Source organism: Vibrio sp. QJM3NY_21 (assembly GCF_057785975.1).
In genome coordinates this window covers 3,426,198-3,445,497 of sequence record NZ_CM173513.1, presented here as the reverse complement: position 1 = coordinate 3,445,497, position 19,300 = coordinate 3,426,198, and the positions used below count along the sequence as shown (strand labels likewise).

At 45.8% G+C, this 19,300-nt stretch carries 18 protein-coding genes; 7 read left to right on the top strand and 11 right to left on the bottom strand.

Annotated elements, in window-relative coordinates; genetic code table 11:
- Positions 1–6: 6 nt before the first annotated feature.
- The gene (gene tsrA / locus AC3CID_RS15440) at positions 7–288 is read left to right on the top strand and encodes an H-NS-like global regulator TsrA (RefSeq protein ID WP_004736654.1); all 282 of its coding nucleotides are present in this window, start codon (positions 7–9) and stop codon (positions 286–288) included.
- 86 nt (positions 289–374) lie between these two features.
- On the opposite strand, the gene AC3CID_RS15435 is transcribed toward tsrA, so the two are convergent.
- The 4 genes from AC3CID_RS15435 to AC3CID_RS15420 form a co-directional block, all read right to left on the bottom strand.
- The gene (locus AC3CID_RS15435) at positions 375–833 is read right to left on the bottom strand and encodes a DoxX family protein (protein WP_017085662.1); all 459 of its coding nucleotides are present in this window, start codon (positions 831–833) and stop codon (positions 375–377) included.
- A 1-nt stretch (position 834) separates the two neighbouring features.
- Complete coding sequence (locus AC3CID_RS15430) at positions 835–1,602, bottom strand: HvfC/BufC N-terminal domain-containing protein (RefSeq protein ID WP_054548408.1); 768 nt, start codon at positions 1,600–1,602, stop codon at positions 835–837.
- The gene (gene bufB, locus AC3CID_RS15425) at positions 1,599–2,459 is read right to left on the bottom strand and encodes an MNIO family bufferin maturase (RefSeq protein WP_054548409.1); all 861 of its coding nucleotides are present in this window, start codon (positions 2,457–2,459) and stop codon (positions 1,599–1,601) included. The genes AC3CID_RS15430 and bufB overlap by 4 nt, the downstream gene beginning before the upstream one ends.
- Positions 2,460–2,523: 64 nt before the next feature.
- The gene (locus AC3CID_RS15420) at positions 2,524–2,784 is read right to left on the bottom strand and encodes a BufA1 family periplasmic bufferin-type metallophore (RefSeq protein ID WP_004736650.1); all 261 of its coding nucleotides are present in this window, start codon (positions 2,782–2,784) and stop codon (positions 2,524–2,526) included.
- 264 nt (positions 2,785–3,048) lie between these two features.
- On the opposite strand from AC3CID_RS15420, the gene uvrD reads away from it, so the two are divergent.
- Positions 3,049–5,223 (top strand): DNA helicase II, encoded by a 2,175-nt coding sequence (gene uvrD / locus AC3CID_RS15415; protein WP_004736649.1) that lies wholly within the window; start codon positions 3,049–3,051, stop codon positions 5,221–5,223.
- Positions 5,224–5,358: 135 nt separating this feature from the next.
- Here uvrD and tpx read toward each other — a convergent pair whose 3' ends face one another.
- From tpx to rarD, 5 genes are all read right to left on the bottom strand, one after another.
- Positions 5,359–5,856, bottom strand: coding sequence for a thiol peroxidase (gene tpx / locus AC3CID_RS15410; RefSeq protein ID WP_488526733.1), 498 nt, complete (start codon positions 5,854–5,856; stop codon positions 5,359–5,361).
- Between the two features lie 784 nt (positions 5,857–6,640).
- Positions 6,641–8,398 carry a gamma-glutamyltransferase gene (gene ggt, locus AC3CID_RS15405; protein WP_488526732.1) on the bottom strand — a complete coding sequence of 586 codons (1,758 nt, stop codon included), beginning with the start codon at positions 8,396–8,398 and terminating at the stop codon, positions 6,641–6,643.
- 91 nt (positions 8,399–8,489) lie between these two features.
- Complete coding sequence (locus AC3CID_RS15400) at positions 8,490–9,152, bottom strand: LysE family translocator (RefSeq protein WP_054548411.1); 663 nt, start codon at positions 9,150–9,152, stop codon at positions 8,490–8,492.
- 99 nt (positions 9,153–9,251) lie between these two features.
- Positions 9,252–10,046 carry a helix-turn-helix transcriptional regulator gene (locus AC3CID_RS15395; protein ID WP_017081539.1) on the bottom strand — a complete coding sequence of 265 codons (795 nt, stop codon included), beginning with the start codon at positions 10,044–10,046 and terminating at the stop codon, positions 9,252–9,254.
- An 86-nt stretch (positions 10,047–10,132) separates the two neighbouring features.
- The gene (gene rarD, locus AC3CID_RS15390; RefSeq protein ID WP_009848190.1) at positions 10,133–11,041 is read right to left on the bottom strand and encodes an EamA family transporter RarD; all 909 of its coding nucleotides are present in this window, start codon (positions 11,039–11,041) and stop codon (positions 10,133–10,135) included.
- 179 nt (positions 11,042–11,220) lie between these two features.
- On the opposite strand from rarD, the gene recQ reads away from it, so the two are divergent.
- The 3 genes from recQ to AC3CID_RS15375 all read left to right on the top strand — a co-directional run bounded on the left by recQ (position 11,221) and on the right by AC3CID_RS15375 (position 14,413).
- Positions 11,221–13,059: an ATP-dependent DNA helicase RecQ gene (recQ, locus tag AC3CID_RS15385; protein WP_488526731.1), complete on the top strand. Its 1,839-nt coding sequence runs from the start codon at positions 11,221–11,223 to the stop codon at positions 13,057–13,059.
- A 72-nt stretch (positions 13,060–13,131) separates the two neighbouring features.
- Positions 13,132–13,443, top strand: a complete 312-nt coding sequence (locus tag AC3CID_RS15380) for a DUF3630 family protein (protein WP_102448200.1) — start codon at positions 13,132–13,134, stop codon at positions 13,441–13,443.
- 298 nt (positions 13,444–13,741) lie between these two features.
- Positions 13,742–14,413, top strand: a complete 672-nt coding sequence (locus AC3CID_RS15375) for a 7-cyano-7-deazaguanine/7-aminomethyl-7-deazaguanine transporter (protein ID WP_004736638.1) — start codon at positions 13,742–13,744, stop codon at positions 14,411–14,413.
- A 101-nt stretch (positions 14,414–14,514) separates the two neighbouring features.
- Here AC3CID_RS15375 and gppA read toward each other — a convergent pair whose 3' ends face one another.
- Both gppA and rhlB read right to left on the bottom strand, forming a co-directional pair.
- Positions 14,515–16,008 (bottom strand): guanosine-5'-triphosphate,3'-diphosphate diphosphatase, encoded by a 1,494-nt coding sequence (gppA, locus tag AC3CID_RS15370; RefSeq protein ID WP_017081537.1) that lies wholly within the window; start codon positions 16,006–16,008, stop codon positions 14,515–14,517.
- A 6-nt stretch (positions 16,009–16,014) separates the two neighbouring features.
- Positions 16,015–17,325 (bottom strand): ATP-dependent RNA helicase RhlB, encoded by a 1,311-nt coding sequence (gene rhlB / locus AC3CID_RS15365; RefSeq protein ID WP_004736636.1) that lies wholly within the window; start codon positions 17,323–17,325, stop codon positions 16,015–16,017.
- Positions 17,326–17,436: 111 nt separating this feature from the next.
- Between rhlB and trxA the strand changes: the two genes are divergently transcribed.
- Both trxA and rho read left to right on the top strand, forming a co-directional pair.
- The gene (gene trxA, locus AC3CID_RS15360) at positions 17,437–17,763 is read left to right on the top strand and encodes a thioredoxin TrxA (protein WP_004736635.1); all 327 of its coding nucleotides are present in this window, start codon (positions 17,437–17,439) and stop codon (positions 17,761–17,763) included.
- 200 nt (positions 17,764–17,963) lie between these two features.
- A complete protein-coding gene (rho, locus tag AC3CID_RS15355; RefSeq protein WP_029222011.1) occupies positions 17,964–19,223 on the top strand; it encodes a transcription termination factor Rho in 1,260 nt (419 codons plus the stop codon).
- Positions 19,224–19,300 lie beyond the last annotated feature (77 nt).

Sequence of the window (19,300 nt, the reverse complement as noted above, 5' to 3'; positions counted from 1 at the left end):
ACTGTAATGTCATTAACAACCTACGAAATGGCGCGCATCTTAGAACAAATGGAAGATGCACCTGAAAAGGTCATGTTTGGTAAATTGCTTAAAGAGCTAGGAAACCAAAGTGAAGAGCGTATTCGCAGTGCGGCAAAACAAGTTCCAATTGATACTTTGCGAGATATCATTTACCAATTTCAACGCGTGGTTGAATCTCGTAAAGGTGAACAAGTTCAGCTACTAGCAAAAGAGCTAGCCGAGCAAGGTATCTCTGCTGAAGAGCTACAAGCTTTTCTAAACAAGTAGTTTATTCCAGATAAAAAGAAACCACTCAATTGAGTGGTTTTTTGCGTTTTGGACCTATGTAAATTTAAAGACCATGGAAAAGAGGTTTAGCTTTTGAACTGCGCTTTTAAGATTCTATCCAATGAAAATGGTCCTGCTCCCCATACCACGACGATAAGAATCATTAATCCCCAAAGCTGATGATCATAGAAGCCTTGTGCCCACAATACAGGGTATGACACGACGGCCATGATATTGAAAACGAACAGCACTGCAGCCATTGGTCGGGTTAACAAGCCAAGCGCTAAGAATACCGGCAGAATCAATTCAGCTGCGGTACCCATGTAAGCGGCCAATTCCCAAGGCAAAAGAGGCACTTGGTATTCCAATTCAAACAAGTAAAGGGTGCTATCCCAAGTGGCTATCTTGGTGAGTCCTGAATTAAAGAAGACCCACGCCACCCATAGGCGACAAAACAGAAGTAGTACGGGAACAAAAAGTGCCTGTGATTTCTCAATCAAACTGTCGTATTGAGCCATCATGTTCGTGACTGTGTTGTTATCCATATTATGTCTCCAATTCGGCATTGATTGAAAAGCCTGAGATGACGTTAAGTGCCATGACAGTATTCAGATGTTGTAGTAGTAAAGGGTCTATCGCTGAGAGCGTTTGACCCGATTGCAATTCAGTTAATAGTTGGTGGCATTCTTCTGTCACACAATGGCTCTCAACCTGTGAATTCTCGGCGCGGATTAACACCCCAAATTCAGGTTGGTTGATGTCTAACCCATCGAGTTGTTGCTGGTAGATAGCTTGCTCAAGCACGATGATCGTATAGCTAGAATTAATGAGCGTTATTGAATCTTTGAGATGAAAGACTAAAGCGCCCTGTTGTTCTTGCGGTACATCAGCTAAACGAGAAAGAGGATGTTGGTCGACATGTGATTCTGAAACGCATCTCACCAAGCTATCTTTTTGCCATTCATACAAAGCCACTTCACCGAGATAAGGTGCAGCCTCGATAACAGCAGGAAAGGCTTGGATAGTTTGTTCAAAGTGTTCACCGTAACCACTGACATCACCAGAGGTTGATGGATAACTTAAGACATGTCGACGAGCCATCTGTTGGAAGCATTCTTCACCAACCAGCATTTCAGTGAGTGGATACATGGCAGCCAGTACTTCGCTCAAGCTAATCACAAAGTTATTACGGTAGATCTGTATGCGCTGTTCATCGGTAAAGTGGTCGCTCACTATGTCGCAGTGCTCACCATTGTTTTGATAGCGTAGGGCGTTGGCAAACTCCGATTGCACATTAGCTAAAGAGTGGCTCATGATGCGCGACTCCTTTGGTTGAACTTGTCGTGTTGATACAAAATATCACTGGCTTTGGCCGCTTCAGCCAATAAAATTTGTGGCTCTGGGATATCTAAATCCCACTCTATCAAGGTATGGCGCGAACCATGTTGTGCTATCCATTGCGTGTAAAGTTGCCACACTTCGTCACAGACAGGCTTGCTATGGGTGTCTATCCAGATCTCACCTTGTTCGAGTTTCTTTTTGGTAAAACCTGCCAAGTGAATCTCTTCCACTTTGTCTGCAGGAATTCCACTTAAGTATTCTTCACAGCTGAAGCCATGATTAAAAGATGAGACAAAAATATTATTGAAATCGAGTAATAGTCGACACCCGGTGCGCTTCTGTACCTCTTCCAAAAATTCCCACTCTGGGATGGTTGAATGCTTGAAGGCGAGATAACTGGATGGGTTCTCAATTAGCATAGGGCGTTGTAGGCTATCTTGAACCTCTAACACGTTACGGCAAAAGACTTCTAACGCCTCTTCGGTATAAGGCAGCGGTAATAAGTCATTGAAGTAATGACCGCCAGTTTGGCTCCAGCTTAGGTGATCAGAAACCAAGAACGGTTCGATATCATCAATGAGTTCTTTTAACTGCATCAGATGATGTTGATTGATGCGATCAACAGAACCTAATGACAACCCAACGCCGTGACAACTTATGTTGTGTGCGTGACGAATCTCTCTCAGTTGTTGACGTTGCGGTGATTGAGCTAAAAAGTAGTTCTCGCTGTGCACCTCTAACCAACTCACTAAAGCTGGGTTTTGGCTAAAGAAGTCCAAGTGCGGTGTTCTAAGGCCAACCCCTGCGTTGGGGTGAAGAGTTTGAGTCACAACGATTCTCCTAATAGGAAGTGGAGGTGAGCTGAATGTCAGCTCACCATACTAAGCAGCTCAATTATGATGATTGAGTGTTACCACCTGATAATTTGCCACACAGCCCTTTAGGTACGACTACGAATGCATCGGATTGGTTGTCTTCTTTTGCTGTACCCGCACATGAACTTGTTTTGGTTGCACAATCATTTTGGCCAGCTTTTGCCACGCCGTAGCATTTCTCTTTTGCTGCTGCTTCCGCAGGTGCTGATGTAAGAACTGCACCGCCGAACGCGAGTACACTTGTGATTGCAGCTGTAACAGCAAGATTAGAATTTTTCATAGTCATTCCCTCTAGGACTTAATAGTATTTTTATATCGCAGGTTAATAAGTTGTTAACTTGCTTACTAAAAAGGATAGGAAGAACTCGGAAATAATTTCACTGCATTATAAAAAATATCAATATTAATGATGTGTTGGCTATTAAGTTACTGATTATATGATGTTATTTTTTGATTGTTTTTTCTTCTTATTATCCTAAACGCAGCCTAGTGTTTAGGTTATAATCAGCTTTTATGTATAAATACCCAGTAGTGAGCATATCCAATGATAGATCCTTCGCTTTTACTCGATGGCCTAAACGATAAACAACGTGAGGCGGTCGCAGCACCTTTAGAAAACCTACTTATTCTGGCTGGTGCTGGCAGTGGTAAAACGCGAGTGTTGGTGCATCGTATTGCTTGGCTGCAAAGCGTAGAGCAAGCATCGCCGTTTTCTATCATGTCGGTTACCTTCACCAACAAAGCGGCAGCAGAGATGCGTGGCCGTATTGAAGAGTTGATGATGGGAAGTTCATCGGGTATGTGGAACGGTACCTTCCACGGTATTTGTCACCGTATCCTTCGTGCTCACTACCTAGATGCAAAACTGCCAGAAGATTTCCAGATCATTGATTCAGATGATCAGATTCGTTTACTACGTCGCTTAATCAAGGCGCAAAACCTTGATGAAAAGCAGTGGCCTGCCAAGCAAGCTTCTTGGTGGATCAATGGTAAGAAAGACGAAGGGCTACGCCCAAGTCACATTGACGCCTACCATGATCCAATAACTCAAACGTGGTTAAAGATCTACTCTGCTTACCAAGAGGCATGTGATCGTGCTGGCTTGGTCGACTTTGCTGAAATCTTGTTGCGATCGCATGAATTACTGCGCGATAAGAAACACATCCGAGAGCACTACCAAGCTCGCTTCAAGCATATCCTTGTCGACGAGTTCCAAGATACCAACAACATTCAATACGCTTGGCTACGTATGATGGCAGGCCCGGATTGTCGCGTGATGATCGTGGGTGATGATGACCAATCTATCTATGGTTGGCGCGGCGCGAAAATCGAAAATATTCAAAAGTTCTTGGATGAATTCCCAGGAGCTTCAACGGTTCGACTCGAACAAAACTACCGTTCAACCAAAACCATTCTGCAGGCGTCGAACGAGCTTATTTCGAACAACACCGAGCGTATGGGTAAAGAGCTTTGGACCGATGGCAACGATGGTGAGCCAATCTCTGTGTACTCGGCTTATAACGAGCTCGATGAAGCGCGTTTCACGGTCAGCAAAATCAAAGAGTGGCAAGAGAAAGGCGGTGCGCTAGAAGATACCGCGATGCTTTATCGTAACAATGCCCAATCTCGTGTGCTTGAAGAAGCTTTGATTCAAGGTGGTCTACCTTACCGAATCTATGGCGGCATGCGATTCTTCGAGCGTCAAGAAATCAGAGATGCCTTGAGCTACCTGCGCCTCATGAGCAATCGCAGCAATGACGCGGCGTTCGAACGTGTCGTCAATACGCCAACGCGTGGCTTGGGTGATAAAACGTTAGAAACGATTCGCCTTGCGGCGCGTGACCGTGGTGCAACCATGTGGCAAGCCAGTATTGCTCTGATAGAAGAGCAAGTGCTCCCAGGCCGTGCTGCGGGTGCATTGAGCCGCTTTATCGAGCTTATCAATGCGCTTGAAGATGACACGATAGAACTGAGGCTTCATGAGCAAACCGACCACGTGATCAAATCGTCGGGCTTGTTTGCGATGTACGAGCAAGAGAAGGGCGAGAAGTCGAAGGCACGTATTGAGAACTTGGAAGAATTAGTAACGGCAACGCGTCAGTTTGAAAAACCAGAAGAAGCGGATGAAATGAGCATGCTAACAGCATTCTTAACTCATGCGGCTTTGGAAGCGGGCGAAGGCCAAGCTGATGAGTTTGATGATGCAGTTCAGTTAATGACTCTGCACAGCGCCAAAGGCCTAGAGTTCCCAATGGTCTTCATGGTGGGTGTGGAAGAAGGTATGTTCCCAAGCCAGATGTCAGCAGAAGAAGCAGGGCGCTTAGAAGAAGAGCGTCGCCTGTGTTACGTAGGCATGACGCGTGCGATGGAGAAGCTTTACATCACTTACGCTGAGATGCGTCGTTTGTACGGTCAGGATAAGTACCACAAACCATCACGCTTTATTCGTGAACTACCAGAAACCTGTCTGGATGAGGTTCGTATGAAAGCGCAAGTGAGCCGTCCTGCAAGCAGTGGCCGCTTTAGCCAAACCGCCGTGAAAGAGAACTTTAACGAAACAGGCTTTAGTTTGGGTTCTCGCGTTAAGCACCCTAAGTTTGGTGAAGGCACCATCATCAACTTCGAGGGAAGTGGCCCGCAGAGCCGAGTTCAAGTCGCGTTTAACGGTGAAGGCATCAAGTGGTTAGTAACGGCTTATGCTCGATTAGAGCAGCTTTAATCTGCTACCTCGGTATCTAAAAATCGTTCATTATTAAAAATAGAAAGAGCAGCCAATAGCTGCTCTTTTTATTGCTTTGTACCGACCTAAATTAGGTTAATACAAGCTGAAGACATTACTGCCTTAAAGTGAGACTTACAGTGCTGCAAGTGCCGCTTCGTAGTTTGGTTCTTCAGTGATCTCTGCAACTAACTCGCTGTGTGTTACCAGACCTTTCTCATCAACAACGACAACTGCACGTGTTGTTAGGCTTGCTAGTGGGCCTTCAGCAATCGCCACGCCGTAGTCTGATGCGAACGCAGGAGAGCGGAAAGTTGAAGCGTGTTGAACGCCCTCAATGCCTTCTAGTTCGCAGAAGCGACCCGCAGCAAACGGTAGATCAGCAGAAATACAAACAACAACCGTGTTCTCAAGCTCTGCCGCTTTTGCGTTGAACGTACGTACGCTCGTCGCACAAGTTGCTGTATCGATGCTTGGGAAGATGTTTAGAACTACTTTCTTGCCTTCAAGAGAAGCAAGAGTTAGTTCAGAAAGATCGCCTGCGGTCAGTGCAAAGCTTGGTGCTTGTTCGCCAGTTTGTGGGAATGTGCCTGTTAGCGGTACAGCAGCGCCTTTGAAGGTAACGTGTGACATGAATTTGTCCTTAGTTTAATTATGGTTATGAAACTAGTTGAGCCTAGTAAGACTTACGTTACTCGGAAGTGGTTAAGAAGTGAATGCTTTAAATGTCAGAATTGTAATTAAAGGTCTTTGATTTATTTGTTTGAGAGAAGAATAAGTGAAACGACAGATAAAGAAAAACCCCGAGAGCTTGCGCTCATCGGGGTCTATAGTCTTACTCGCAGCAATCCGGCTACTAAGTGTGCTCCATGCATCAAATCCATGATAGTGTGCTGTTATCCTTCAGCGTATTCCTTTCGTCGCCTTCCTAGCGGTGTCCTTGATCTTATCCTGATCTGCCAACAATCCTCGTTAGCGCGCGTCACTTGTTCCTTGAGCGGTGTCCTTTACATCATCCTGATGTTCAGTCCTTTCCTCGTCCAGAGGTGTCCATTGTCTTTCCTTAGTAGCAACCATCCTAGTTACTATTGCGTCCATTCAATGTCCATTTCGCTATCCATGCCGATTATTCATCCTGAGTAATCGAATCTTCATCCTGAAGATAACCAAGTCCTTGGCGTTTCCTGTTCCGTGTCAGCATCCTTCCGACACCATTCATATTACCGATTCCTTATTTATCAGCAATGGTGCATAAGCGAATTTCCATATAATTATTTGAATGATAAATGTACGTATCGTTTTATTTCAGTTGGTTACGATATCTAGGTGACTAATTTCGTCATCAAATATCGATATTTACTCACTGCCTTGTGAGAGATCTCGCACAAGGCAGCGAGTAAAAAGGGAGGATTATTCCCTACTGACCAATGGCTGCACCTTCACGACGAGGGTCTGCAGCGCCTTCTAAACCATCTTTTGTGATGCGAATCGCGTGTAAACCAGAGTTAAGATCGCGAACATTGACCTCAAAACCCATCTTTTCTAGCTCAGGTTTGAAGTTTTCCGCTGATGTTCCTTTTTCCAAATCTAAGGTACCGAAGCGGTTTAGGAAGTGTGGTTGATTGATGGCTTGCTGAATATCCATGTCCCATTGGGTATGAGCAATGATCGCTTGTGCCACATAACCTATGATACGGCTGCCGCCCGGAGAGCCAATTGCCATGTAAGGTTTATCGTCTTGCATGATGATGGTCGGTGCCATTGAAGAGCGCGGACGCTTACCCGGTTCAAGTCGGTTGGCGATAGGCTTACCATCGTTATGGGTCTTGAATGAGAAATCCGTAAGTTCGTTGTTGAGTAGGAAGCCTCTTACCATCAAGCGTGAGCCAAAGGCATTCTCAATGGTGGTGGTCATCGACACGACATTGCCATCGCTATCTACAATATTGAAGTGGCTGGTGGACGGTAATTCAATAGAAACATCTTGGCTTCTCTGCATCGCGTGATCCCACGGCGGTGTGCCTGAAGATGCGCTTGCCAATGCCTTACCTGCGGTAATTAACTGAGCGCGTCCCTGCAAGTAGTCAGTATTCACTAACCCTTGGGTAGGCATCGGTACGTAATCTTGATCGGCCATGTACATACCACGGTCTGCAAAGGCTAAGCGAGAAGCGTCTGCTAACACTTGCCAAGATTTTGCGTCGTTTGGTCCCCATGATTTAAGATCAAACTGCTCGGTCATCGCGAGAATTTGTCCAACCGTCAATGCACCTGAACTTGGTGGCCCCATTCCACATACTTGATAGCTCTCGTAAGCAGAACAAACCGGCTCGCGTTGCTTAATTGAATACGCGTCGAAATCTTTCTGTGCCAATACACCAGGGTTACCTTTGGCAGTTTGCACAGTATTAATGATGTCGGCAGAGATCTCACCCTGATAGAAGGCCTTAGCGCCGTTCTTCGAGATAGCGTTTAACGTGGCCGCGTATTCTGGGTTCTTAAGTTGAGTACCTGCGGTTTTCGGGCTGCCATCGGCATTGAAGAAGTAGGCTTTGGTAGTGGCAAAGCGGCTTAGACGTTCTTGGTCATTCTCAATCAAGGTGGCTAAACGTGGACTAATAGTAAAACCTTCTTCAGCCAGCTGAGCAATAGGCTTAATCAGTGACGCCCATTCGAGCTTGCCGTACTTCTGGTGAGTGTCCCACAGTAATTGCACCGTGCCTGGCGTGCCAACAGAACGACCGCCAACCACGGCATCATAGAATTTAAGCGGTTGGCCGTTTTCGTCTTGGAATAGACGTGGTGTGGCATCAAGCGGCGCGGTTTCACGGCCATCGTAGGTTTTGAGTTGCTTGTCCTTGCCATCAAAATAAACAAGGAACGCGCCGCCACCAATACCTGATGACTGAGGTTCCACTAAGCCAAGCATAAGCTGCACAGCAACCATGGCGTCTATCGCGTTACCACCACGAGCAAGTACATCAGCACCGGCTTGTGTGGCAAGAGGGTTGGCCGCGGTGACCATCCAATCGTTGGCTTTAACGAGCTGTTTGGTTTCTAAACCACTACTTTGTTCGGGTGCGACGGAATCGGCAGCTTGATTTGCCCAACTGACGTGAGAGGCAAAAAGTAGGGTAGAAGTGGCGAGGGTTGTTAGTTTTGTTTTCCACTGCATGATCTTCTCCTTTTAATATGCAGAGCTAGATTGGCAGTGGAAAGATGAGATAGCCAGAGTGTTGTTAACGAATTGTAATCTTGATTCGAATTTAAGCGATTAAACCGGACAGCGACTGCCAAAGAATACTCACGCCAATAAGGCTGAATACCACGCCACATAAGCCATCGATGTATACCGTTGCTTCGCTGAGTTTCTTTTGCAATGCCTTAGTCGAAAGCATCCACGCCAGTAGTGAGAACCAAAACAGAGACAGACCAAATAGGATGATAAGCGCAAAGCCCTTACCTGACAGAGACATGTCGGCAGGCACTAGGCTCGACATCAAGCTGATAAAGAACACCAAAGCCTTTGGGTTGAGAATATTGGTCGCAAACCCTTTCGAAAATGCCTGACGCTTATTGGTCAGAATCAGATCGTTGGAATTGACGATATCGGCATCATCATCGTGGTTCTGAATGATTTGCCAGGTTGCTTTAAGTGCACCGTAGCCTAAGTACAGCAAGTAGCTACCGCCGGCTAGTTGGATAATGGCAAATAATGTCGGTTGTTGGTGGACTAGGTAACTGATTCCCGTCAGGCTTAGCAATGAGTGCAGCAAGATCCCGCAAGATAAACCAAGCGCAATGTACAAGCCTGTCTGGCGTCCGTGACGCGTCGCATTTTGCACGACTAACGCAAAATCAGGGCCGGGGCTCATCAAAGCGATGAAGTGGATAGAGGCTAGGGTGATCAGTATGGTGACTTCGTTCATCGTCAGTTCTCAATAACGTTGCCGCTATTTTTAAATAAGTAATCGTATTGAGCGTAGCTTACCGTGATTTGAAATCGAGCAATTGTAAATTATCAACACTTAGTTGATTTGTGACGGTGGGACGCCGAACGTGGTTTTGAAAGCCTTAGAGAAGTGTGCTTGATCATAGAAGCCTACTTGGTGCGCGACCTTGGTACCACATATCCCAGACTTAATCAGACGCATGCTCTGTTCCATACGTAAACGGCTCAGCCATGCATAAGGCGTAATGCCCATCCTGTTTTTAAAATGGCGTTGGAATTGAGTCGTGGTTAAACCACACAACTCAGACAATTGTTCTAATCGCACTGGTTGATCCAAATTCGCCATCAAATAGTCTTTTAGCGTATCAATCGATTGATTACCCAGTTTGATGTCACTCTTCGATCCAAACTTCGCATAACGATCGACAATCGTCGAGAACCCTTCGAAAGGTAAGCAATCTTGAGCGAGCTGGCTGATGTTTTGATGGATTAATAGGCCGTGTAAGTTGCGTAATTGTGAAAATGCAGCTTGATCGGAGAGGATCAACTCAGAAAAGCCCAATGTGTGACCATTTTGCTTGGGATCGGCAAGATCTTGAAACCATTGGGGAGACACGGCAAACACACTGACTTGATAACCCGAATCGAGCTTGGAGTGCCCATCATGTAGCTCATCGGGTGGCATGATAACAACTTGGCCAGCACCTACATTGTGGCTCGTCCCTTTATAGACGAATTTCTGCTGTCCTTGGGTAATTAAACCAATGTGAAAGTCCAAATGATAGTGGCGCTGAAAAGCAAACTCTTGGTATTGAGCTTGGATCAGGCTGATATCTTCTGTTGGGGTGGAGTAATAGTGGACTTTATCCATGGTACAAAAAAGCTTGGTCAAATAGTCATCAATTCAACCAAGCTTATCTTCGTATTAAGGGATTGTCTTGTAAAAAACGATCAGTGTTACTGCTTAGCGCGTTTGTTCTTTCTGTTGTTACGCAGACCGTCAAAGCTGAATATCACCAACGCTCCCCAAATAAAGGCGAAGGTAATCGCTTTGTCACTGGTAAACGCTTCGCCATAAATCAGCACCGCTAACAAGAACATTAAGCTTGGTCCAATGTACTGGAAGAAGCCGAGGGTCGATAGCTTCAAGCGTGTTGCAGCGCCAGTAAAGCACAGCAGTGGAATAGTGGTAATAACACCAGCAGCAACCAGTAACAGATTGAGTTGCATAGGGTTCATTGAGAAGTCCGAGGTTGGGCTATCAGCAATAAACAGTAGGTACGTTGCTGCGAGAGGCAACATAACCAGAGTCTCAATGAACAAACCGGTTTGCGCTTCTAAGCTCACCTTTTTACGCAGTAAGCCATAAAAACCGAAGCTAAAGGCTAGGGCAATGGCGACGATCGGCACTGAGCCGAAGGCAATTAATTGGATTAATACGCCAATCGCAGCAAGAGCCACTGCAAACCATTGCAGCTTACGTAAGCGTTCGCCGAGGAAGAGCATCCCGAGCAACACGTTAATCAGTGGGTTGATGTAATACCCCAAGCTGGCATCAAGCATGTGATTGGAATTCACAGCCCAAATAAAAATAAGCCAGTTAGCGCCCACCAAAATAGACGTCGCCACCAAATAGAGCATTTTTGGTTTCGAGGTCAGGGTGTCGCGGACTTTACGCCAGCTGCGGCCAATGTGCAGTAAGAAAGCGAGTAGGAAAAAGGACCATACTACACGGTGGCTAAGGATCTCTAACGGGGAAACGTCACTTAAAGATTTGAAATATATAGGGGCGATACCCCACATTGTGTAGGCGCCGACGGCAAGCAAAACCCCCTGGCGCGTACGTTGTTGTTCTTCCTGTGTCATGCATCTTTCTCTAGCACTGAGTGCTTATTAATAAGATTTATAAGAGAGTTGGTCAGTATAGGAGCGATAACCCTTTTCACCTAACAATTTGCGGTTTAATTCGCCAGCGTTCCCCTCTACAATGTGCGACTTGCTTGCCGAAGATGCTTGCTGATTTCATACCTCGATTAGGAACCATAATGACCGCCACTCTGATTGCTGAGCAAATACCAACTCCCGCGAATGATGCGCAAACCATCTTGCAAGATGTGTTCGGCTATCAAAGCTTTCGCGATGGTCAGCAAGAGGTTATTGATTTGGCCGTTGAGGGCAAAGACAGCTTGGTGATTATGCCAACCGGTGGCGGTAAATCTCTGTGTTACCAAATCCCGGCTTTGGTTCGTGAAGGGCTGACTCTGGTTATCTCACCGCTGATTTCATTGATGAAAGACCAGGTTGATCAGTTGAAAGCCAACGGTGTCGCGGCAGAGTGCATTAACTCGTCGATGCCGCGTGAGAATCTGATCTCGGTCTTTAATCGTATGAACTCAGGTCAGTTGAAAATGGTGTATGTCTCGCCAGAGCGCGTGTTGATGCGTGACTTTATCGAGCGTCTACAAGGCTTACCGCTTTCGATGGTTGCGGTCGATGAAGCGCACTGTATCTCTCAGTGGGGACACGATTTCCGCCCTGAATATGCATCATTAGGTCAGCTTAAACAGTATTTCCCACATGTACCTTACATGGCGCTAACGGCAACCGCTGATGATGCGACGCGCAAAGATATTATCTCGCGTTTGCAGTTGGTGGATCCGCATACGCATTTAGGCAGCTTCGATCGCCCTAATATTCGCTACAACTTGGTTGAGAAGCACAAGCCCGTGTCACAGGTGGTTCGCTACCTAGAAACACAGAAAGGCAATTGCGGCATCATCTACTGTGGTAGCCGTAAGAAAGTGGAGATGGTGACCGAGAAGCTGTGCAATAACGGTATTCGCGCTGCGGGTTACCATGCTGGCATGGACACCGACGAACGTGCTTACGTTCAAGAAGCTTTCCAACGTGATGATATTCAGATCGTTGTGGCGACCGTGGCATTTGGTATGGGTATCAATAAACCCAACGTTCGCTTTGTAGTGCACTTTGATATTCCACGCAACATTGAGTCTTACTATCAAGAGACTGGCCGTGCGGGTCGTGATGGCTTGCCTGCTGAAGCCATGATGCTGTTTGACCCTGCTGATATGGGTTGGCTGCGTCGTATGTTGGATGAGAAAGAAGAAGGCCCGCAAAAACAAGTTGAGATGCACAAGCTGAACGCGATGAGTGCCTTTGCTGAAGCACAAACCTGTCGCCGTCAGGTTCTGCTTAACTACTTTGGTGAATATCGTGAGAAGCAATGTGGCAACTGCGATATCTGTCTCGACCCACCTAAGCATTTTGATGCGACCCAAGAAGCGCAGAAGGCGTTGTCTTGTGTGTACCGTGTGAATCAGTCGTTTGGTATGGGCTATGTGGTTGAAGTGATGCGTGGCATGCAGAATATCCGTGTGCGCGATAATGGCCACGATAAGCTGTCTACCTACGGTATTGGCCGTGACCACAGTCATGATTACTGGATCAGTATCTTCCGTCAGCTGATTCACAAAGGTTTGTTGTTCCAAAACATCACTCGTAACTCGACATTACAGTTAACAGAAGAAGCCCGCCCGTTACTGCGTGGTGAGATGTCTTTGGAGTTGGCTGTTCCTCGTTTAGATACCGCGGTGCGTAATGCGAAGTCCGACAAGCTGAGCAGTAAGAACTACGATAAGAAGCTGTTTGCGAAACTGCGAAAGCTGCGTAAGTCGATTGCAGATGAAGATGGCTTACCACCTTATGTGGTATTCAGTGACGCGACGCTGATTGATATGGCTGAAATCCTACCCACATCTTATGGCGAGATGCTGGCAGTCAATGGCGTTGGTCAACGCAAACTGGATAAGTACGCTGATCCATTCTTAGATTTGATTCAAGAACACATCACTACACACGGCTAATTGCTAGTTTTCAGAAGTGTTTAGCTTATAAAAACCATTAGCTCATAGAAAAAGAATAAGGTTGATAGGGACATGACAACACCAACAGAATTTGGCTTAAGAGAGTATTTGGCTGAGGAAGGACGTTTATTGATTACGTCTCCAAGTTTTGATTTTGATTCTTACGAAGTGTTAGGTGAAAAGCTGGTGGCGTTACTGTCAGCGTCTATAGTTGAAAAACAATGGGACGCTGACATGCACTCTTGGTTGATTGATTTTGAAGATTGTCGAATGTTTTTAAAGTCTGAGCATTACAGCGAATCAATTTGGTTTGAGTCGTTAAACGCTGAAGAAAGCCGAGAAGAGTTCGATTATCTCGCGACGCTTTTCAAGCGCGGCTTCTAACTTTTGGCATGGTTTCTAACTTCAAGCGTGGTTTCTAACGTTTAGCATCGCTTCTAAAAACATAGCTTTAAAAAACAGAGCTTCTAGCGTCATTCATCAATAAAAGTGAGGATAAACGTTTGCGTTTGTTCTCACCATTGCAGCCAATATTGATTAATGTATAATCGCCCGCCGCTCAATAGAGCAAATTATAGAAACATTTTTAATTCACATTATTGGTAAGAGCTTTCTTGGATTATTCGAAGAAATGACTCGATTTGGGTTCCCTCACCCCCAAACCAAACTAAAAAGGTACAGCATGAGTAACTTTACCCCTGCGCAACAGCGCAAAGCCCTAGCACTATTAGTTTTGTTCCATTTGGTCATTATTGCGTCAAGCAACTATTTGGTTCAACTACCTTTTACCGTCTTCGGTATGCACACCACTTGGGGTGCTTTCACTTTCCCGTTTATCTTCCTAGCGACCGATCTCACAGTACGCATTTTTGGCGCGCAGCTTGCTCGTAAAATTATTTTCTTAGTGATGTTGCCTGCACTGGCCGTTTCTTATTTATTGTCTGTGGTGTTCTTTGAAGGTTCATTCCAAGGCTTTAGCCAACTAGGCGAGTTCAACCTGTTTGTTGCACGCATCGCAGCAGCAAGCTTCATGGCTTATTTGCTTGGTCAGATCTTGGATGTGCATGTGTTCAACCGCTTACGTCAAATGAAGCAGTGGTGGGTTGCGCCAACGTGTTCAACGTTATTCGGTAATGCCATTGATACCATCGCGTTCTTTGCGATTGCCTTCTACCAAAGCCCAGATCCATTTATGGCTGAGCACTGGACTGAAATTGCGTTGGTTGATTACGGATTCAAACTCATCATTAGCTTAGGTTTGTTCGTGCCTATGTACGGTGTGCTTCTTAATTACGTGGTTAAGAAGTTAACCGCAGTGAACCCTGATTTTAAAGCGACAGGTGTTAACGCTTAAGTTTGAGATTTGTAACACAAAGCATTAATGCAGCGATAAGAAAAAGCCCAAGTTAGTCTACTAACTTGGGCTTTTTTAATTTCTAGCGTCAGATACTAATATCAGAGGCATTCAATATTCAATGGCCAGCCAATATCGGTTTGTCTATTCGACTCGATCTCTAGCTCAGCAGCGGTCAGCGGGTTGTCTGCTAGCCATTGCTTAGAAAGCGTTAAGGTCAGGTTGTTACCATCGGTTGCAAGCTTAAACTCAGGCTCTAGCGCTGGATTGCGACGGTGGGTCAGCAAAATAGCTAAACGCAGAATTCGTAAAATACGCTTGCTGCTGGTGCCTGAAATTGCATGTTGCTCAGGCAATGAGGTTAACTGTTCACGGTAGCGACGTGTTAACTCACCCAAGTAGTGCTTTTGCGCTCGAGTAAAGCCTGGCAGGTCTAAGTTCTGCAGTAGGTAAGCGCTGTGCTCGCCGCCTTTTTTGAAATCGATGGTTAAACCAATCTCATGAAGCTTAGCTGCGGTTTGCAATAGCACGCCAGCTTGAGGTTCTGAAACCCACTCTTCGGCGCCCGCTTGCTCTAACAGAGTTTGTGCGACGACAGCAACTTGTTCACCGTAGCTTACGTCCATTTGGTAACGTGATTGCACGCTCTTGATGGTACGCGCACGAATATCTTCTTGGCGAAGTTCATCCACCATCTCGTAGGCTAGGCCTTCACGGAGTGCACCGCCTGCGAGTGTCATTGAATCAATTTCAAGTAGCTCAAAAATAGCGATAAGAATAGAAAGGCCACTTGGGAACACTAATGCACGCTCTAGGGTCAAACCTTCTATTTCTAGCTCTTCCAAGCGCTCGGTAATCATGGCTTGTTTCTGTAGTCGCTTAAGTTTGGCATGAGTAATGACTTCATCCATGCCTTGCGCCAACATGATTTCTTGCAGTGCTTGAACGGTACCACTGGCACCAACACACACATCCCATCCAATATCCGTGTAGCTATCTAGAATAGGAGCCAACGTAGACTTAGCCGCTTCAATGGCATTGTTAAAGTTGGTTGCGGTTAATTGGCGATCTTTAAAGTGGCGCTCAAGCCAGGTAACACAGCCCATCTTCAGGCTAGTTAGTGCTTTCGCTGAGAAGCCTTCACCTATGATCATTTCGGTGCTTGCGCCACCAATATCAACCACTAGTCGGCGGCCGCTGCCACCAGAAGTGTGTGCTACGCCTTTATAGATAGTCGCAGCTTCTTCTTCACCAGAGATAACATTGATGTCGTAACCAAGGATCTGGTTCGCTTTCTCTAGAAATATATCCACATTGATAGCGGTACGTAGGGTCGCTGTACCCACAATGCGGATATTTTCTTTCGGAATATCTTGCAGTCGCTCTGCAAAGAGACTCAAACAGTCCCAGCCGCGCTGCATAGCTTCTGTACTAAGCGCATTATTTTCATTTAAGCCTGCTGCTAAACGCACTTTACGCTTAATCTTAGCCATGGTTTGTACGCTGCCATCGATGTGACGCACAACGAGCATATGAAAACTGTTCGACCCGAGGTCGATTGCAGCATAAAGCGGGGGTGACACTGTTTGACTCATAAGCGACTAAGCTTCCTTGTTATGACGCGGTTGGCGTGGGCGACGGTTCTGGTTTGGTTTACGGTTACCGTTGCGTGGGCCATTGTTGTTCGAGCGGCGTTGTTGCGGGTTACGTGTACGTAAGCGCATCGGTGCTGGCAGATCTTCTAGTAGTGCAGAAGCATCGTAGTCAGACATTGGGATAGCATGCTCAATGTATTCTTCGATTGGTGGCAAGTTGATTGCGTAATCTTCACAAGCAAAGCTGATCGAGTGACCGCTTTCACCAGCACGACCTGTACGACCGATACGGTGAACGTAATCTTCGCAATCATCAGGTAGGTCGAAGTTGAATACGTGTGTTACTTGAGGAATGTGTAGGCCACGAGCTGCAACATCCGTTGCGACAAGAAGGTCAACATCACCTTTGGTGAACTGCTCAAGAATCTTTTCACGTTTCTTCTGAGGAACATCACCCGTTAGCAGGCCTACACGGTGACCATCGGCAGCCAAGTGGCCCCAAACTGATTCACATTTGTGCTTCGTGTTAGCGAAGATGATTGCGCGATCTGGCCATTCTTCTTCGATTAACGTTTGTAGAAGAGCCATCTTATGTTCGTTAGAAGGGTAGAACAGCTCTTCTTGAATGCGGTGACCTGTTTTACGCTCAGGCTCAACAACCACGTGCTCTGGGTTGTGCATGTGCTCGAACGCTAGCTCTTGTACGCGGTAAGACAGCGTCGCAGAGAACAGCATGTTCAGGCGATCTTTTGGCTCAGGCATACGGCGGAACAAGAAGCGAATGTCTTTAATAAAGCCCAGATCAAACATACGATCGGCTTCATCAAGCACAACAGCTTGAATGTGGTTAAGGTTAAATACCTTTTGCTTGTAGAAATCGATGATACGGCCAGTCGTACCAATTAAGATATCTGCGCCTTCTTCGATCTTACCTAGCTGCTTGTCGTAGCTTTCGCCACCGTAAGCGAGTGCTGCTTTGATACCCGTGCTTTCAACCAGAGAGTCAGCATCGTTGTAGATCTGAATCGCGAGTTCACGCGTTGGTGCCATAATAATTGCACGTGGCTGGTTAGGCTTACGCCCTTCATGCTCAGGTGTTTTTAGCAGGTGGTTAAAAGTAGCAGTTAGAAACGCAAGCGTTTTACCAGTACCCGTTTGGGCCTGGCCTGCAATGTCTTGGCCGGTGAGCAGTACCGGGAGCGCCAAGGCTTGGATAGGGGTACAATAATCGAACCCTTTTTTCTCCAATCCTTCAATGACTTGAGGAAGTAAATCCAAGTCGGCGAACTTTTGCTCTGTGATATGCGTCTTTTTCATTGCTATAGAATATCAGCTTAAGCTTGCAATACGAAAGTAAATACATTCCAATAGGGCATCTATTTACTGGTTATCATCCAACCAGTTCTAAAAAATACATTGGAGTGGAAGATGAGTGATAAGATTTTGCAGCTAACTGATGACGGTTTTGATAACGATGTAATCAATGCTGCAGGCCCTGTTCTTGTTGATTTTTGGGCAGAATGGTGTGGTCCATGTAAAATGATTGCGCCGATTCTTGATGAAATCGCAAACGAGTACGAAGGCAAGCTCACAATCGGTAAATTAAATATCGACCAAAATGCTGGAACTCCACCAAAATTTGGTATTCGTGGCATTCCAACGCTGCTTCTTTTCAAAGATGGCGGCGTAGCAGCAACTAAAGTTGGTGCATTGTCTAAAACTCAACTTAAAGAGTTCCTAGACGCTAACCTTTAATTAGGTGAGCCTTTGAAAAGAAACCGCGCAGTTAACAAATGCGCGGTTTTGTTTTTTCTAAGCTATGGACTACTCTTAGTTTTAGTGCTAATTTATCGCACGTTAATTGAACGAATTTCTCTTCTTGGTCGATCCTGTGACCAACTCCTTCTTAACTTAAGAAAACAGATCCTATTTTGACTAAACAAACTTCCACCACTATGAATCTTACTGAACTGAAGAACAGACCTGTGTCTGAACTTGTTAAACTTAGCGAAAGCCTAGGTCTTGAAAATCAAGCTCGCCTAAGAAAACAAGACATTATCTTCTCCATCCTTAAAGCGCATGCAAAAAGTGGTGAAGACATCTTTGGTGATGGTGTTCTAGAAATTCTTCAAGACGGTTTTGGTTTCCTGCGTAGCGGCGACAGTTCGTACCTTGCTGGGCCAGATGATATTTACGTATCACCAAGCCAGATTCGTCGTTTTAACCTTCGCACCGGTGACTCGATTGGCGGTAAAATCCGTCCACCTAAAGATGGCGAACGTTACTTTGCACTGCTTAAAGTAAACACGGTTAACTACGACAAGCCAGACAACGCTCGTAACAAAATCCTTTTTGAAAACCTGACTCCTCTTCACGCCAACGAACGTATGGTGATGGAAGCGGGTAATGGTGCGACTGAAGATATCACAGCTCGAATTCTTGACCTTGCTTCACCTATAGGTAAAGGCCAGCGTGGTCTGATTGTTGCTCCGCCTAAAGCAGGTAAAACAATGCTTCTGCAAAATATTGCACAAAGCATTGCACGCAACCATCCTGAGTGTGAACTAATGGTTCTACTTATCGATGAGCGTCCAGAAGAAGTAACAGAAATGCAGCGCCTAGTTAAAGGCGAAGTAATCGCATCGACTTTCGATGAGCCAGCATCTCGCCACGTGCAAGTTGCAGAAATGGTAATCGAGAAGGCGAAGCGTCTTGTTGAACACAAAAAAGACGTGGTTATCCTACTGGACTCAATCACTCGTCTAGCTCGTGCTTACAACACTGTTATTCCTTCATCAGGTAAAGTTCTTACTGGTGGTGTTGATGCGAATGCTCTACATCGTCCAAAGCGTTTCTTCGGTGCGGCACGTAACGTAGAAGAAGGCGGTAGCTTAACTATCATCGCAACAGCACTGGTTGATACTGGTTCTAAGATGGATGAAGTAATCTACGAAGAATTCAAAGGTACAGGTAACATGGAACTGCACCTTAACCGTAAGATTGCTGAAAAGCGCGTATTCCCAGCGATTGATTTCAACCGCTCTGGTACTCGTCGTGAAGAGCTTCTTACTAAGAGCGATGAACTACAGAAGATGTGGATCCTGCGTAAGATTGTTCACCCTATGGGCGAAACTGATGCAATGGAATTCCTTATCGATAAGTTAGCAATGACTAAAACGAACGATGAGTTCTTTGACGCAATGCGTCGTCAGTAGTCTTGATTAGCTGATAGTTATTAAAAAGCGCTGCCTTCGGGTGGCGCTTTTTATTTGCATTTTATAGCGACAGCTTG